Annotated in this window: 14 protein-coding genes; 11 read left to right on the forward strand and 3 right to left on the reverse strand. The window is 47.6% G+C overall.

Annotated elements, in window-relative coordinates; translation table 11 throughout:
* The first annotated feature begins 180 nt into the window (after positions 1–180).
* The 9 genes from BBD42_RS12460 to BBD42_RS12500 all read left to right on the forward strand — a co-directional run bounded on the left by BBD42_RS12460 (position 181) and on the right by BBD42_RS12500 (position 12,773).
* Positions 181–1,371 (forward strand): cytochrome P450 family protein, encoded by a 1,191-nt coding sequence (locus BBD42_RS12460; RefSeq protein WP_099518380.1) that lies wholly within the window; start codon positions 181–183, stop codon positions 1,369–1,371.
* 197 nt (positions 1,372–1,568) lie between these two features.
* Entirely contained in the window at positions 1,569–1,949 is a 381-nt protein-coding gene (locus BBD42_RS12465) for a VOC family protein (protein ID WP_099518381.1), read from the forward strand.
* 207 nt (positions 1,950–2,156) lie between these two features.
* Complete coding sequence (locus BBD42_RS12470; RefSeq protein WP_237163460.1) at positions 2,157–3,959, forward strand: cache domain-containing sensor histidine kinase; 1,803 nt, start codon at positions 2,157–2,159, stop codon at positions 3,957–3,959.
* The gene (locus BBD42_RS12475; protein WP_099518382.1) at positions 3,952–5,562 is read left to right on the forward strand and encodes a response regulator transcription factor; all 1,611 of its coding nucleotides are present in this window, start codon (positions 3,952–3,954) and stop codon (positions 5,560–5,562) included. The genes BBD42_RS12470 and BBD42_RS12475 overlap by 8 nt, the downstream gene beginning before the upstream one ends.
* Positions 5,563–5,672: 110 nt before the next feature.
* Positions 5,673–7,118 (forward strand): carbohydrate ABC transporter substrate-binding protein, encoded by a 1,446-nt coding sequence (locus tag BBD42_RS12480; RefSeq protein WP_099518383.1) that lies wholly within the window; start codon positions 5,673–5,675, stop codon positions 7,116–7,118.
* 386 nt (positions 7,119–7,504) lie between these two features.
* Positions 7,505–9,643 carry a discoidin domain-containing protein gene (locus BBD42_RS12485; protein WP_099518384.1) on the forward strand — a complete coding sequence of 713 codons (2,139 nt, stop codon included), beginning with the start codon at positions 7,505–7,507 and terminating at the stop codon, positions 9,641–9,643.
* 234 nt (positions 9,644–9,877) lie between these two features.
* Positions 9,878–10,771, forward strand: a complete 894-nt coding sequence (locus BBD42_RS12490) for a carbohydrate ABC transporter permease (protein WP_099518385.1) — start codon at positions 9,878–9,880, stop codon at positions 10,769–10,771.
* A 1-nt stretch (position 10,772) separates the two neighbouring features.
* Positions 10,773–11,612: a carbohydrate ABC transporter permease gene (locus tag BBD42_RS12495; protein ID WP_099518386.1), complete on the forward strand. Its 840-nt coding sequence runs from the start codon at positions 10,773–10,775 to the stop codon at positions 11,610–11,612.
* 78 nt (positions 11,613–11,690) lie between these two features.
* On the forward strand, positions 11,691–12,773 hold the full coding sequence (locus BBD42_RS12500; RefSeq protein WP_099518387.1) for a peptidylprolyl isomerase: 1,083 nt from the start codon (positions 11,691–11,693) through the stop codon (positions 12,771–12,773).
* A 355-nt stretch (positions 12,774–13,128) separates the two neighbouring features.
* Here the strand turns inward: BBD42_RS12500 and BBD42_RS12505 are convergent, their stop codons facing one another.
* Both BBD42_RS12505 and BBD42_RS12510 read right to left on the reverse strand, forming a co-directional pair.
* Entirely contained in the window at positions 13,129–13,986 is an 858-nt protein-coding gene (locus tag BBD42_RS12505) for an SDR family oxidoreductase (protein ID WP_099518388.1), read from the reverse strand.
* 157 nt (positions 13,987–14,143) lie between these two features.
* On the reverse strand, positions 14,144–14,560 hold the full coding sequence (locus BBD42_RS12510; RefSeq protein ID WP_099518389.1) for an Rrf2 family transcriptional regulator: 417 nt from the start codon (positions 14,558–14,560) through the stop codon (positions 14,144–14,146).
* A gap of 210 nt (positions 14,561–14,770) precedes the next feature.
* On the opposite strand from BBD42_RS12510, the gene BBD42_RS12515 reads away from it, so the two are divergent.
* Positions 14,771–15,934: a TerD family protein gene (locus BBD42_RS12515; RefSeq protein ID WP_099518390.1), complete on the forward strand. Its 1,164-nt coding sequence runs from the start codon at positions 14,771–14,773 to the stop codon at positions 15,932–15,934.
* 123 nt (positions 15,935–16,057) lie between these two features.
* Here the strand turns inward: BBD42_RS12515 and BBD42_RS31740 are convergent, their stop codons facing one another.
* Complete coding sequence (locus BBD42_RS31740; RefSeq protein ID WP_172455473.1) at positions 16,058–16,201, reverse strand: hypothetical protein; 144 nt, start codon at positions 16,199–16,201, stop codon at positions 16,058–16,060.
* A gap of 275 nt (positions 16,202–16,476) precedes the next feature.
* On the opposite strand from BBD42_RS31740, the gene BBD42_RS12520 reads away from it, so the two are divergent.
* Positions 16,477–17,364, forward strand: coding sequence for a carbohydrate ABC transporter permease (locus BBD42_RS12520; protein WP_099518391.1), 888 nt, complete (start codon positions 16,477–16,479; stop codon positions 17,362–17,364).
* Positions 17,365–17,371: the final 7 nt, after the last annotated feature.

Genomic DNA, 17,371 nt, shown 5'->3' on the forward strand with positions numbered 1-17,371 from the left:
TGCAGGTGAGGTATACTCTTCATGAATCAAAAAAAGGGTTTTTTATTAAAATTTGGATGAATTAGGTTTGGATTGATTTCAGAATGAGCGGGTTTCTCTTCGTCAATTTTCACTAGTTTTGTCCTTGGCCGAATCGTAGATTACCATACGTATTCTATATGTTGGAAGGAGATGGTGGCATTGAATTCAAGAGACACGATCGAGCAGATGATGTTTACACCGGAGTTTAAGCAGAATCCCTACCCCGTCTATGAAAAATTACGAGCCAGCAATCCTATTTTTAAGCAGTTTTTCCCGAATGGCCATTATGGCTGGATCATAACCAAATATGAAGACGCCGTGGAAGTGCTCAAGGACCAGCGTTTTATTAAAGATATAGCTAAAGTCAGCAGCATTGAGCAAAAGAGTGTACTAGGCAAAAACATGCTGTTCTCGGATTTGCCGGATCATAAACGCTTACGTGGCTTTGTGCAGAAAGGCTTCACTCCCCAAATCATTGCAGGGAAGCGGGAACATATTCAGAAAATAGCCGATGAGCTTCTCGATGCGTTGGCCGCTAGTCATACTATGAATCTGATTGATGATTATGCGTTCCACCTTCCTATTATTGTCATTTGCGAAATATTAGGTATACCTGCTGAGGATCGTGAGCAATTTCGAAGCTGGTCAAATTCCATTATCGAAGCCTCCTTTGAGGAGAGCAGCCGGGAAGCCTCTTTGCAGGCCCAAGATGAATTCGTAGCTTATCTTAAAGAGCGGTTTGACTTTGTACGGGAAAATCCTTCAGATGACTTGATCAGCCAACTGGTGGTCGCGGATGAAAGCGGGGATCAGTTAACGGAAGGAGAATTATATGGGGTGATTACCCTGCTCATTATTGCTGGTCATGAAACAACGGTCAACCTGATCGGCAATGGCGTGCTTGCCCTGCTGGAACACCCGGAGCAGCGCGAGCAGCTGATGCGGCAGCCGGAATACATTCATGGCGCTATTGAAGAGATGCTGCGCTACAACGGGCCTGTCGAATTTAGTACGGGTCGCTGGGCAAGCGAGGATCTGGAATTCAAAGGCCATATGATGAAGAAAAATGACATGGTCATCGTAGCGCTTGATTCTGCGAACCGTGATCCCGAGCATTTTAGCGAGCCCGATGTATTCGATATATCCCGGGGCAAAAGCCAGCATCTGGCGTTTGGCAAAGGCATTCATCTCTGCCTGGGCGCGCCTCTTGCAAGGCTGGAAGGAGAAATCGCCATCAATACGCTGCTCCGGCGCTTCCCGAGGCTTGAGCTTCAGGCTAATATCTCCGATTTGGAATGGAGACCAGGGATGCTTATGCGCGGAGTTAAAGAAATTCCGCTGTCCATTTAGAGCGGCTAACCGCATGTTATGATGTCACGGCTGCCTGCGGGCAGCTTTATTCTTTTTCCACATGCTATAATAAAACCAAGCTGCGAGGACAAGCTAATTGGAGAATCAAGCACATAAAGCATGCTGCTGATCGGCTCTTATGGCAACTTCGAGCTTGGCAGGCTGGCAATTACTCATACAAGGGAGTGGAGACAACGATGATTAGCAAGGTCGGGCAAATTATGCTGTATGTAAATAACCAAGATGCGGCAAGGGATTTTTGGACAGAGAAGGTTGGTTTTCATGTCGTTTCGGAAGAAGACAACGGTCAAGGCATGCGCTGGATTGAAATCGCTCCGGCCAAAGGTGCCGACACAACGATCATTCTCCACAATAAGGCATTCGTTGAAAAAATGTCGCCTGGTTTAAATTTGGGCACGCCTTCTTTAATGTTTTTCTCAGATCATCTCGATCAATTACATAGCGACCTGTCTAATAAACAGATTACAGTCGGGCCATTAGTGGAAATGCCGTCCGGACGGGTATTTAACTTTGCGGATCATGAAGAAAATTACTTCGCTGTCATGGAAAAAAAGTAAATACGGCTCATTAGAGCTGAATCGATACCACTTAAGGCGGCCGACATTTACAGTCGGTCGCCTTTTTTTACTTCCTTTTTTGGCACTCCCCAAAAAGTTATTGTTGTTTGGTTGTATAGACGGCTATGCCATTTGCCCTTAAGATAAAGCTATTCTATTCATGAACAGATGCACGCTTTGAGTTTGAGCAACAATCGGGGGTGTAGGATGAACGGAAATTTTAAGCTGAACCCTATGCGGGCTTCCACATTTTTACGAAAATTATCTATTAAGCATCGACTGTTAATTGCCTTCCTGATTACCTCGCTTCTGCCGGTCGTCTCCGTAGCGCTTTATTCAAACCTTAGATATGAGGCGTCCATTTCAGAAAAGCTAAGCACATCCACCCTTCAAGTGTTGTCCGAATCCGCGACGAATGCATCCAGAGAACTTGCGCAATACGAGACCCTTAGTGAATCTATTATTATAAACAGCCTGATACAAAGCGGGCTCCAGCATATGAACAGCATGACGGATTTTGAGAAATACGGCTTGCAGACCGATATTAAAGATGCGCTGGGGGAGCAAGTGTTTCGCCTAAGCAATATTTCGAATGTCGTGATTTTGACTAATGAGAGCGACATCTTTTTTGATCTGGGCTACGAATGGTATCCGAAAAACCAAATCGCTGATTCCCTGCAAGGCATAACGGAAACGGCTGGCAACATAAAGTGGACGTATCTGCATTCCAACCGGGGCTCGGATAAAATTGCTTTGAGCCGCATTATTTTTTCCCAGGATAATCTGAATCAAACGTTAGGCTACCTCGTTATCGTCATTGATGAGAAGGTGTTCTCGCGCAATACTTTTGAGCATGTGGACCTTGGAAAAGGAGGCAGGCTCTACATTACGGATCATAGCGGCGTCGTCGTGTCCTCCGTGTCGCCTTCGATTCCCCATGGGCAGACGTATAACCAGCAAGAAGTATTTAGCACCATGATGTCCAATGGGCCCAGCAAAACCTTTTATGCGAAAGTCGATGGGGAACGCGTACTCGTAGGCAGCGCCTATATCCGGTCAGCAGACTGGCATATGATTGGACTGATTCCGCATTCGTATATCATTTCGGAGCTTTCTGCGATTAGAGGAAGCTTGCTGTATATTTGCTTGTTCATCCTGCTGCTAGCCGGACTGCTGGCCATGTGGATTTATCGCAGTATTAATCGGCCGATGCGCGATTTGCTCCAATATGCGACCCAAATTAAGCTGGGCAGGCTGGAAACCCGGCTCGGTCCGACACATTCCGACGAAATGGGGCGGTTATCCGAAACGATCAATCAAATGGTCGCGCGGCTCAAAATGCTGATTTATCAAGTCGAGGAGGAGCAGCAGGCGAAGCGCGAGGCAGAGCTGAAGATGCTTCAAGCTCAAATCAACCCTCACTTTCTGTTCAACACGTTAAATTCCTTGAAATGGAGCGCAATGATGAGCGGGAACGAAAATGTGGAGCAAGGGATCGCGTCTTTATCCGAGCTGCTCCATAATACGATTTTGGATACTGAAGAAATGATTACGCTGGAAAAGGAAATCGACAACTTAATGCATTATGCCGTCATCCAGCGCATGAGATATGGCGACTCGTTTAAGCTCGCCTGCCGCATGAGCGATGACCAGCTGTATCAATGCCAAGTTCCACGCTTCATTCTTCAGCCGATTGTAGAAAATTCAATCTTGCATGCGGGCAGCGGGGAAGGCCGCAGAGTACATATTACCGTAGACGGATCGATTAACGAGGGCAGGCTGCTGCTTCAAATTTCCGATGATGGCAAAGGCTTCGATATGGCCGAGGTGCAGGAGCGGAAGCATTCCCATGACAAGCTGTCAGGGATAGGGATGAGCAATGTTGAGGAGAGAATACGCCTACATGTAGGAAAGCAATACGGGATTGAAATTTCAAGCGAGCCAGGCCGCGGGACGCAAACGCTAATCAGCTTGCCAATGACGATGAAGGAAGGGATACAACATGTATAAAGTCATTATCGTAGATGATGAGATGATCGTTCGTCATGCTGTCAAAACCATCATAAAATGGGAGGGCAGCCGTTTCGAATACGCAGGCTCTGCTTCGAGCGGGGTATCGGCGATGGAGCTCGTACGAAGATCCAATGCGGATATCGTCATTACCGATATTAAAATGGCGGAAATGGATGGCCTTAAGCTGATTAAATGCTTGCTGGCGGATGGATTTAAAGGCGAAGTTCTCGTCTTAAGCAACTATAATGATTTTGATCTCGTGCGCGAGGCGCTCAAGTTCGGAGCTTACGATTATATGCTCAAGCTTACGTTGAAGACCGAAACGTTTATGCAGACGCTTGAAGAAATGGCGGCTAAGCTGGATGCCAAACGGCGTTATTTTAAACCCCAAACAACGACTGCAGCAGAGCAGGCCGATGGCGAGCTGGCGCAGCTGTATGATTTGTTGAAAAAGCATGATCAAGCAGAGGAGCCTCAGCTGAATGGGAATATTTTTAATCAAAAGGAAAGGCAAGCGATCTCTCGGCTACAAGGCTTATGCTGTTATACATTTACGCTATATATGCCAGAAGGCGAGCACGCTAATTATCAAACGCTAGACTTTCATGAAACGTTAGAGAAGCTTGCCGAAGGGCTGTTCCCGAACAAGCATTTTTTATTTGTATTTCATCCCCGCCCGAACCGTTACACCTTAATCATTTCCACTCCCTTGCTCCAAAATAACGTCGATCCTGAAGAAATAGCCCAACGTTTGATTAAACTGTCGGAAATGTATTATGGACAAGTGATTAGCGTTACTTATGGGCAGCCAGCAACGTCATTTAAACATCTCATCGAGCAAATGAGCTTAAATAGGCAGGCCGAGGCGCTTCGCTTTTATGCGGCTTATCAAGCAGGGTGCCAGTCCAATGCCAGGCTTGCCGCAGATACGAATGAGCGGTTTCGTGAAGCAGAAGCCCAGCTGCGGGAGAGCTTGCGCGGCTCTGGCGACGGTGCGATTGAACGGTGGGTGGAACAAGCTTTTTTATTGATGGAATCCGCCGCCGAGCATGGCATACATTCGAAATCGCTAAAACGCATAGTAGCAGGGGGCATTTGGGGGCTTTCTAATGCAGCAGCCTTGCAAATGGACACGCCTTGGAACGAGAAGGGCTGGATTGAAAAAGTCGAAGCAGCGGACTCCGATTCCAGCTTAAAGCTCATCATTAAAGAGCTTTCGAATGAAATTCTGGACTCTTTAGGACAAGGAGTGCAGCTTTCTGCATCCACTTCTTCTTTGCGCCAGGAAATACGGCAAGCGTTGGCCTACTTGAATAAACATTTTGCGGATCGCGTGTCGATTTCGGATGTAGCGTCCTATGTGGGACTGTCTGAGCCGTATCTTTGCCAGCTGTTCAAGGCAGAAACGGGGAGCAGCATTTTGACCAGGCTCAATGAAATCCGCATGAACAGAGCCTATGACATGCTCCTGTCTGGCAAGTATCTCGTGAAGCAGGTTGCCATCGAGGTGGGCATTCCAGATCCGTTTTATTTTAATCGCCTATTTAGAAAACGCTACGGCCATCCCCCGAAAAATGTAAAAAGCATGCCGCCCGTCTAATAATGAAAATCTTAAAATTGTCCATACTCATCCGCTCTTTTGTTCATTTAGCGACGCTCCTTGCGAACTTATAATGAAGTTCATTACAAATGAAAGGGGTCACTAAATCAATGAAAAAAAACAATGGGTTTGCTTTTGCAGCTGTAGCGATCGCCCTTACTACGACGTTAGCCGGCTGCGGATCGGGCAACAGTCCGAGCAAAGAAGCGACACCGCCATCCTCTGCCGCCCCATCGGCTTCGGATACGGCTGCTGCATCCCCGTCTGAGGGTGCTTCGCCAGCAGGCGGCAAAACGTTTGAAAATCCAGAGCTGGACGTTGCGGTCTTCCAGGGCGGCTATGGCCGGGAATTTTGGGATAGCGCTGCCGAGGCGTTTATGCAGGATTACCCCGGCACCAAAATCAACATTACCGCCAGCCCGAAAATCGGCGAGCTCATTCGGCCGAAAATCGTTGCGGGCAATCCGCCCGATTTTATGTACATTTCCGGAAGCGACAATACGCCGCTTGTAAATGGGCTGATTAAAGACAAAGCGCTGCTTGATTTGACGGAAGTATTCGAAGAATTGACGCCAGACGGTACCCCGCTTAAGGATAAAATTCTCGATGGCGTTCTGAATTCCCGGGCAACGTCCCCGTATGATGATGGCAAAGTGTATTTGGCTCCTTATAACTTTGGCGTCATGGGCCTGTGGTATAACAAAGCGCTGTTTGAGTCAAAAGGAATTACGCCGCCTAAAACATGGGATGATTTCTTTGCGGCAAATGCGGCGGCTAAAGCGAACGGACGCGCTTTATTTACGTACCAAGGCATTTATCCAGGCTACCTGGAGGAAATGATCGTTCCTGCCATTTATGCAGCAGGCGGCACGGAAGCGCTGAACCAATTTTTCGACTATGATCCTGAGTTTTGGAAAAGCGACACATATAAGCAGGTATGGGGCCTCATGGAGAAAATCGCAACCGAAGACAATGCTTTGATGACGGGCACCGTTGCGCTTAATCATACGCAATCGCAGACGGCGTTCCTTCAAGGCAAAGCGATGTTTATTCCAAACGGCAGCTGGTTTGAGGATGAAATGAAGGATGCGCCGCGCGAGGAAGGGTTCAGCTTCGGTTATTTAGGCGTTCCTTCATTTGGAGCAGACAAACCGGTATCCGCCCTGACGAATGTGGAAACGGTAGTCATTCCCGCGAAAGCTAAAAACCCAGAGCTTGCCAAAGAGTTCCTCAAGTACTTGTACACGGATAAGATCGTTCAGCTCAATGGCGACAAGGCCAAAGCGGTTATGGCGGTTAAAGGCGCGCCGGATCTCGTTAAATCGTATATTACGGAGACAACCTACAACGTTTATAAGGCGGCGGATGATGGCATGCTTGCGGTCAATGGCGCCTTTAAGCCGGTCGCCAAAGGCAGCAAATTCAACCCAAGCGATGAAGTTTATAAGCCATTCTCCTCGATTATGAGCAAGCAGATGACCTTGGATGAATATGCTGCCAAGCTGTATAAAGTGTATTCGGAAATCCAGAAGGAGCTTGAGGCTGCTGGAGCATAACGGGCGGCAGGCAGCATGCGGGCGGCATGCAGGATGAGATGAGGTATGACCTCAGGCTCATCCTTTTTTATGCCTCATAATTCATAAACCTGAAGGATTTTATGATTTCCTGCATTTTTCAATGAACACCTAAAAATCCTCTATATTAATCTGCCTTTTTGTTCATTTGGTTAACGCTCTTATGAATTTATACTGAAGCTCAGCTGGCAAACCCAGCTGGCAAACAGCTTGTGCTCCAAATGATGTGGCTTCGCCGTCTCATTCAAAGATCGACAGATTTTCGATTGGAGAGGGGCTGATTAGCATGTAGCGATATTCGGGATCAAAAGGCAATCCACTGCTCAGCTTTGCGTCTGAATCAAATACATGTGGGAGGAAGCAATAGAATGAAAAAACGCATGTCAGGTATATTGGTATTGCTGATTTTATGTTCCTCTATTTTCATGATTGGGCCGGTGGCGGTAAGTGCAGCGAATACAACGTATTATATTGATTCCGCTGGTGGGAATGATGCGAATAATGGCACCTCGACCACTACTGCTTGGAAAACGTTAACGAAAGTGAACGCGACGACGTTCCAGCCTGGTGACCAAATTTTGTTTAAATCGGGCGGGATATGGAACGGCCAGCTGTGGCCTAAGGGCTCAGGAGCAGCAGGGTCTCCTATCAAAATCGATAAATATGGCGGAACCGCAAAGCCGATTATTAACGGCGGCGGAACGCAGAGAGATTATCAAGCGACAGGCGCCGTCATGCTGCGCAACCAGCAGTATTGGGAAATCAGCAATCTTGAAGTGACGAATGACGACAACTTTAACGTAGATTTGGTAACGACTACTTATGCAAACAGCAAGCCTACCAACATAAGAGACGGCATTCTGGTTGTGCTGGATACGAATCAAGTGGCGGCAGGCGGCGACACGATCATGGATCATATTTATATTCATGATAATTATGTGCATGATGTCGATAGTCCGAACGAATGGCCGAACCAATATGGCAACGCCTCGTTCAATGGCGGCATTATGTTTTATGTCATTGGCGCTTTAAAGGCCAACATGACGTTCAATGATGTCAGAATTGAAAACAACACCATCGAGAAGGTCGATCTGCTCGCCATTGCCAATTTCAATTACACGACGACAACGGCTTTCCAAGATGAAATCGAACCGTATAACTTGTGGCAAACGAATATTTATATCGGGCACAACTACATGCGCAATATAGGCCAAGGCGCGATTGATGTATGTGATGCGAAGGGTGCCATAATCGAATACAACGTCGTAGATGGCTGGTCCAAGCGCTATAATGCGGAAAGCGCAGGCATTTATCCGTGGAAATCCCAAAATGTAACATTCCAAAACAACGAGGTTTACGGCGGGCCGACGACGACGGGGGCGAATAACGGAGATGGAACCGCCTTTGATTTTGATTCGCCCAACAGCAATATCGTCTATCAATTCAACTATACCCATAACAATCCGATGGGATGGATGTCCTATCTGGGCCGAAGCAGCAATAATATTGCCAGATACAACATCAGTGACGATAACGCTGCCTATTTAATCAAGTTTGGCTGGTTCGACGTCGATAGCTCGGCTACGTATTTCCTGAACAACGTCTTTATTTATAACGGCGGCGTAACGAAATTCACGAATTCCAACGCTAACCTTGCTTCTACTTATTTCAAAAGTGTGCCGTATTATTTTTACAATAACGTTTTTTATGACAAAAACACCCCTTCCTCCAGCTTTTGGCCGAGCAGCTCCGGCAGCTATGGAACGGCTGTATTTAGAAACAATGCGTTTTATGTAACTACCGGCAGCCATGCGGCTGGCGAACCGAATGATCCGGCGAAGGTGATTGCGCCGCCTCAAATGGTTAACCCGGGGCAAGCGCCGACTTTAGGAGCCAATGGCTTTACAAGCGGCGCTACCGTATGGGATGGCTACAAGCTGCAAGCCACTTCTCCGCTCATAAATGCCGGTTATAATGTTCCGCAATTAGGAACGACCGACTTTTATGGAAATGCCTTATTTAATGGGGCGGCTCCGGATATTGGCGCTTTTGAATCGACCGTCACAGGCGGCGGAGGCGGTGGACCGACATCGGTCACGGTAGGTGGAACCGTAACAGCGAGCTCCACAAGCAGCCCGTCAGGAGAAGAGAAGGAGAAAGCCTTTGATGCGAATATTTCGACCAAATGGCTCATTACAACCGGAACAGGCTGGATTCAGTACAAATTTGTAACCGGTGTCTCTCATATCGTGACCTCATATGCGATAACGTCCGCTAACGATGTGCCGGCGAGGGACCCGAAAAACTGGACGCTGCAAGGCTCGAACGACGGAACGAGCTGGACGACATTGGATACGCGCACGAATGAAGCATTTGCCACCCGTTTCTTGACCAACACGTATACGTTCAGCAATTCAACTGCTTACTCGTATTATCGCTTGAATGTAACGGCAAATAGCGGCGGTGCAGCACAGCTGCAGCTCGCTGAGATTGGTTTGTTTACGTAAAAAGGAAGGCAGGGGCCGCCGTTTATCGTTCAAATATAGGAAAGGATATGATTTTCCCATCCATTCTCTATATTTCTCGGAATGAAACGAGCTGCGCCGCCAAAGGACGGCGACAGCCGTTTCACCTTAGCACGGCGGCTCCTGCAAATCAATAATAAGCCCATAGTAGACCATTGTGCTGCAATAGCAAAAGGACAGCAAGCATGAGCGCAGCACGTGCAGCAGGGGGAAGGAATGAAAACGATGACTATGAAAACAAAAAGAACCTTTTTCATCCTCGTATGTTTATTGCCAGGACTGTTGCTGTTCTCCTTGTTTAAGGTATATCCTACCATTCAAATTTTTCAAAAGTCGCTGTACCTGTGGACGGGGTTAAGTGATGAGCCGAAATATATCGGGCTTAAAAATTTTACGGATATGCTTCACGATGAGACGTTTCTGCTGTCCATGCGCAATACGGGCTTCTTAATGCTGGTCGTGCCGATTGTGACGATTATGATCGCTTTAATTAATGCCTCTATTTTAACGCAATCGAAGCTTAAGGAACGCGGCTTTTACCGCACCGTTTTCTTTTTTCCAAGCATTCTGTCGTTCGTTGTTATCGCTATTCTGTGGTCCTTTATTTATCATCCTACGATGGGCTTTGTGAACACTGGCCTAGAGATGATTGGGCTTGGAGAGTGGGCGAAGCCGTGGCTGGGCGATCAGCGCACCGTCCTTTGGGCATTGGCGATTACCTTGATCTGGCAGGCGGCCGGGTATTACATGGTCATGTACATGGCAGGGATCGACAGCATTTCGCCGGAGCTTTATGAAGCTGCCGACCTTGATGGGGCAACCCGCATACAGCAATTTTTCCGCATTACGATTCCGATGCTGTGGGAGATTATTCGCGTCACGATTATATTCAGCATTAATGGTGTCCTTAGCATTAGCTTTATCATTGTTTCGATTATGACGGGGGGCGGGCCTGATCGGCATTCGGAAGTCGTAATGACTTATTTATATGCCCAAGCTTTCACGAACTCGAATTTTGGCTATGCGATGGCGATCGGGGTTGTCGTATTTGTCATTTCGATGCTGCTCGCGCTTGTAAGCAATAAATTAACGGAAAGGGGATCGTATTAACATGCCCGCTTTAACAGCCATTCCGGGGAAAATCGTTCTTCGCCTCTTTCTGCTCGTACAGGCGCTTTTAGTCGTCTATCCGCTTGTATGGAATGTACTGGCATCCTTCAAAACTAACACGGAGGTCATGGAAAGCCCTTGGCGGCTGCCGTCGAGCCTAAATTGGAGCAATTACGTTCATGCTTTTACGACGGCGAAAATGGGCGACTACATGATCAACTCCGTTATGATCGTTCTATTATCAATGGCGGTGCTGCTGCTTGCGGCGGTTCCCTCTGCCTATGTGCTGGGGCGAATGAAATTCCGCTTGCGTGGATTTATAGCGCAATTTTATATGGCAGGGCTGTTTATCGGTGGGGTGTATATTATTGTGCCGCTGTTCATTTTAATGAATGAATGGCATATGCTCGATAATCGCTTTTGGTTAAGCGCCGTTTATGCGACAGGCAGCTTGCCGTTTTCTATTTATTTGCTTACCGGCTTCATGAAGTCGATTCCGCACGATTACGAGGAAGCGGCCATGATGGATGGCTGCAGCTATTTTGGCATTTTGCTGCGCATTATTGTGCCGATGGCCCGGCCGGGCATTATTACGCTGACCGTCTTCAGCTTCTTCGACTTTTGGAATGAATACGTGCTGGCGATGACCTTCATTACGAGCGACAGCAAGAAGACGATTCCGGTGGGCTTGTCTAATCTAATGCAAATCCAGCAATTTGCTACCGATTGGGGCTCCCTTTTCGCCGGCCTAGTCATTGTGCTTGCACCCACCATTATCGTGTACGCGCTGCTGCAAAAAAAATTAACGAATGGCATGTCGCTTGGCGGAGTGAAGGGCTGAGTGAAAGGCCAAGGGAAAAGCGGAGTGCAGCTTTAACTGAGTGGAGCAGGGGATATCGGATGCGAATGGAGGAGACGGATGAATCGGAGAGGGTCTAACCAAATGCTTTTCAACACGGCTAAGTCTCGAATTGTGCTATTTGCTGTCGTAATTGGAGTAGTGGCGGTTATTTCAGCTGCAGGCTTCACAGCCTTGTTGCCCTCCGAGCCTCAAGGAGCGGAGATCCTCCTAGAGGTGGGCGGCTTGCCCGTGACCGAAGCCGAGTTTTTGCTTTATATGGAGAAGGAAAAAGGGGCCGTTACCAACTATTTCAACGTTACCTATGGGGCCGAAGATAGTGAAAGCTACTGGACGGAAACGTTCGGAGAAGAGCGTCCGATTGATAAGCTCAAACAGCAGGCAATGGATGAGGCTGTCAAAGGAAAAACCTTGCAGCTGCTGGCTGTAGAGCAGGGTCTTGTGGCAGACAGCTCCTTTCGAAGCTTCGTTGAACGTTGGGAGAAGAACAATGCAGAGCGTGGCGAAAGCAAAGATCAGGGGAAGGCGATTTTTGGCCTGGCCCAATACGATCTCAGCCAATATTATTTCTATTCCTTAAGCCAATTAAGGCTGGACCTTGAGGAGAAGCTGGGAGAAGGGGCATTAATGGTAACGAAGGACGAAGTGAAGGACCGTTATCAATTCCATGCTGCAAAGTTTGAAAATCAAACCCAAATTACCTTTAATGAACTGTCCGTCTCCTACAGCAATGAAGAACGGGAAGCGGCAGGCGAGAAAATAAAGCTGGCTCTTAAGCAGCTAGATTACGGTACGCCCTTTGAAGAAGTGGGGAGGAAGTACGGCAAAGACGGCATACGCCAGAGCTCGCTCGTTTTACAGCAGCAATCCTCTCCGCTCAAGGCCGACACCTTGCTGAAGCAGGCAGCTGAAACATTAAAGGTTGGCGAGCATTCAGCCATTATTGATTTGGGAAGCAGTTTTTCCATTATTCAGCTGATCGATAAAAATGAACAGTATGCGGTTCCCCTTGCGAGCCTGGAGTCCCAGCTGCAAAGCGAAGTGCTTCATCATAAATTCGAGCGTTATTTTGAGGAAAAGGTGAAAGCAGTGGACATTACGGTAAATCAAGAGGCCTTTGATCGGTTGAAGGCAGGAGCGTGAACAGCCAGACAGGAGTAGGAACAGCCGCGAGGGGATGAATAGCTACACAGGAACATAAACAGCCACACGGGTGTTTAAAACGCCATATAGGAGCATGGACAGCCAAACTTGAGTAACTAGGGTGTGCACTGTAGCTGAGATTTCGAAGCGCGGGACGCTCACTGCCTTTTTGGAGGACTGAGGTTCCGCTATTCTGGCTTTTGACCCGATTTCTGGCCTGACAAGGGGTGACACATAACAAAGCCCGGTTTCAAGACGTTGGATTTAAAATAAGGCTGTCCGAAGGTCATTTCTGACCTTTCGAGACAGCCTCGTTTCTTTTGCATGCCCTTCTTATCCTATTAGCGACGATAGCTTAACGTCCAGATAAAGCTGTAACAAATGCGCTCAAAGGAGCAGCCGGACGTCCAAGCAACGTTTCCAGATCATTGCTCTCTACATCAAGGGAGCCTTCACGGATTGCGCCTTGCATATCGACAAACATCGCTACGACAAAATCAGGCAATCCGGCTTGGGTCAATGCTTGGCCGAATGCAGCATCGTCTACATCCACGACGTTGAGCTCTTTGCCCAACGCTTCGCCAGCGATAGCAGCCAGCTCAGCTTGCGTACGAGGCTTGCCCGACAGCTCGTAAACGGTATTGTCATGTCCTTCGCCAGCTAGAACAGCCGCCGCCGCCTCGGCATAATCACTGCGCAATGCCCAGCCTGTGCGAGCAGTTCCTGCGGCATTCAGCCAAGGAGCTCCATGAATGGCGCCCTGCACGCTGCCTGCTTCGTTTTCAGCATACCAATTGTTCCGCAGCAGCGAATAGGGAATGCCCGTCGCCCGAATCGCTTCTTCCGCAGCGCGGTGCACCTCTGCGAGCGAGAGCGTGCTCTTATCGGCTTTGGCAACACTTGTGTAAGCAATGAAGCCTACGCCTGCTTTTTTAGCTGCATCGATAGCAGCTTGATGCTGGCGAATACGCGTAGCATTATCTGCATCAGCGGAAACGATCAGCAAACGGTCTACACCGGCAAAAGCTTTGTCGAGGGTTTCGGGCTTATCGAAATCACCGTAGCGAACGTCAACGCCTAGTGCCTGCAAATGCGCGGCTTTTTCTGGTGTACGCACACTTACAGCAAGCTGTTCAGCGGGCAGCTTTTTCAACAGGGAATCGATTACGTGGGAGCCAAATTGTCCAGTTGCGCCAGTTACTAAAATTTTCATGATTCATTCCTCCAATGGGTTTGTTTGTGTGTAATAAAACGGAATTCCATTATCGAATTCCCCTTGTAGCCTAGCTTTATTTACTATTGAAACTTTCAATGTTATAACTTAAGTGGTTACAACGAGTGCGTAAAAAAAGCTGCTGCAAGAGCTTTTTTCATCCTGCTTGTCCCATCATCTTCGCGATGCTCACGCTGCTTAATTTCTGCTCCATAGCAGCTTGGGCTTCAGCCAGTTCTGCCGCAAGCGAGGCTTCAATGGTTCTGCCTACCGGGCAGCGCGGGCTAGAATTTTGATGAAAATTGAACAAGGGTCCCTCATCAATGACTTCAACCGCATGATACACTTCCAATAAGCTAATAGATGCGGGGTCTTTCAAAAGAGTAGCACCCCCAACACCGGGCCGGACGCTAATCAAGCCGGCTTTTTTCAGCTGGGCCATAATTCTTCGGATGACGACGGGATTCGTATTTACGCTGCCAGCAATAATATCCCCTGTGCAATCTCCCGGCATAACAGCAATCAACGTCAAAATATGGACTCCCATCGAGAAGCGGCTGCTGAATTGTTTCATTGTTATCACCACCGTTGTAACTATAATAGTTACTTCTAGGCAAGATGTCAATCGTGTTCTTATTATTTTTGTGTTTTGGTTCATTGCTTATGCATGACTTGGGTGAAGAGAAATCTAAGAAGAGGTTACTTGTCTATAGTCTTTGTTTCGTATGATATACTAAAAATGTGTCATTTTGTAAAATAGGAGATTGATAGGGAGGGGTTATCCATGATCCTCACAAAAGGTCAAAAAATCGATGTTACAAAAGGTCGCGGGATGACTGATATTGCAATTGGGCTTTCTTGGCAGGCAGATCCAGCAATCGATATAAATGCATCAGCTTTTCTCTTAAATCAAGCAGGTGTATGTGCCCAGGATGAAGATATGATCTTCTACAATCAACAGTACAGCCGGCAGCATGCCGTTGCACACTCGGGTCCGGCGAATGGTGATCGGGAGCTTATAAAAATTTCGGTAGGAAAGATACCGAGTGATATACATAAAATCGCAGTAACACTCACCATTCATGAGGGGGAGTTGAACGGTCAAGCCTTTTCGCAGGTTCGTAGCGCAGTAGGGCGAATCTATAATCCAATCAACGGAGAAGAGCTGGGAAGATTTAACTTCGGAGAAGGCCTTAGCAAAGAAACCGCCATCGTTGTTGGCGAATTTTATCTCTATACAGGGGAGTGGAAATTTAGCGCCGTCGGAAGCGGCTTTGAGGGAGGGCTCGCCGCCCTTGTTAAAAACTTTGGACTCAACGTATCGAGCGAATCACATGCGGAAGTGGCTGCCGCTGCCGAGCCCGTCATTTCCCCCGCCAAGCCAAACCAACTGCTTAAAGTGGAGCTCAAGAAAAAAGAAAGCATTCACATTCAAAAGTCGGCCAAGGTTACGGCGACTCTGGAATGGCAGACGGATAAGGATTTGGATCTGTATTGTTTTTATGTAACAAAGGACAGGCAGGTCGGCAAAGTCTATTATCGCAATCTTGGATCGCCACATACTGCACCGTACATTCAACTGGATGGGGATGCTTTGGGGCATGGTAAAGAAACGATTGTCATTCATCGGCCGGAAGCGTTAAGCTTCGTTTTATTTGCCGCCTATAGCGCATTAAGCAACGGAACGGGCAGCTTTAAATCGATGAAGGTTCGCGCAGTTGTTGATAATCATCAGGGCCAAACCGTAACCGCGCCACTGCTCGAGAAAAACGATTATGCCTATTGGGTAGCCATCGCCCACATCGATTTCACAGATGCCAAGCAAATGCGAGTCAGTCATGTTGAAAAATACTCCAAAGACGGGGTGGAGCGCAGTCCGCTTCTTTATGAAAAAGGCGATTTTAAAATGGATGTTGGCCCTGAAGAGTTTAAGGACGATTGGGACTGAGGTTCCGCTATTTTGGCATTTTATGCGATTTCGGGCCTAACGCGGACAGGAGATCCGTTATCTGCCTCATTATCCCTTCAAAATAGCGATTGGGTGCGCAATAGCTGCTCCTGAGTCCGCGAACTAGGCCATACCCGTGATTCGGTAGAAATAGGTTCTACTGTGTCCGCCAAGAATATCGATCGGGAATACGCTTGAAGCGGGCTGCTTGTAGCAGGATTTGGCGGGATTATGCTCCCATTCACGTCCTGCTGCAATAGTCGGCACAAACAAAAGTATCCTCTCAAAGAACCGCATGCAATCGGATTCAACCACGTTCAACCGCATTAAACCGCATTAAACCGCATTAAACCGCATTAAACCGCATTCAGACGAATGCGGTTTTTTTTGTTTTATTCCATCGCCCGACCGGACGAACCAATGAAAGTGCTATTTTACCTAATCAACGTGTCATTACAATGATTTATGTCATTGATAAAATAATGAAAACGGATACAACGCAACAGGCATCATGCGCATTAAGCTAGGAGAGGGTGTTACGGATGAACGAGACAGGCGTCAGGCGCTTGGGCAGCAGACTGTTTTTCATGGGTCCCGCGCTGTTGATTTTTTTGGCAATCGTAGTTGTGCCGATCAGTATGAGCATTTATTATAGCTTCTTCCAATGGGATGGGGTTTCGGCAAAGATTTTTAATGGAGGAGACAATTTCAATCGGCTGATTCATGATCCGATTCTATGGACCTCGCTCAAAAATTCCGTGTACTTAACTTTGGGAGCGCTTTTAATTCAGCTGCCAGTCGGTTTGTTCTTTGCCATTGTGCTTAGCTACAAGCTGAGAGGATCAAATTTTTTGAAAACGATTTATTTCACGCCGGTTATGCTGTCTACAGCCGTGCTTGGCATTTTGTGGGGGCAAATTTATGACCCGAATTTCGGGCTGCTGAACAATTTGCTTATGCAGCTTGGGCTCGACAGCTGGGCACATGCCTGGCTCGGAGAGGAAGCGACGGCGCTAGGGTCGGTAATCGCGGTTGTTGCTTGGCAGTTTATCGGCTTTTATATTATCGTCTATTTCGGAGCGCTTCAGGGCATTTCCGAAGAGGTGCTGGAGTCGGCACGAGTAGAGGGCGCAGGAGAGTGGAGAATTATTTTCAGCATCCAAATTCCGCTGATCTGGCCAACCATTACGTTCACGGTGCTGAACTGTGTGATTAATTCTTTGAAATATTTCGACCTGATTTATATTATGACGGGCGGCGGGCCGAATAATAGCAGTGAAGTGCTAGCAAGCTATATGATGAAAAATGCATTCCGCATGATGGACTTCGGATATGGCAGCACCATCTCTACATTCCTGCTGCTGTTCGGACTGTGCCTCGCATTTATTATTTCCAAGCTTCTGAGCCGTACAGGCGCCAGATTCGAATAAGAGAAAG

The sequence above is a fragment of the Paenibacillus sp. BIHB 4019 genome, from assembly GCF_002741035.1.
In the GTDB taxonomy this organism is placed as follows: domain Bacteria; phylum Bacillota; class Bacilli; order Paenibacillales; family Paenibacillaceae; genus Pristimantibacillus.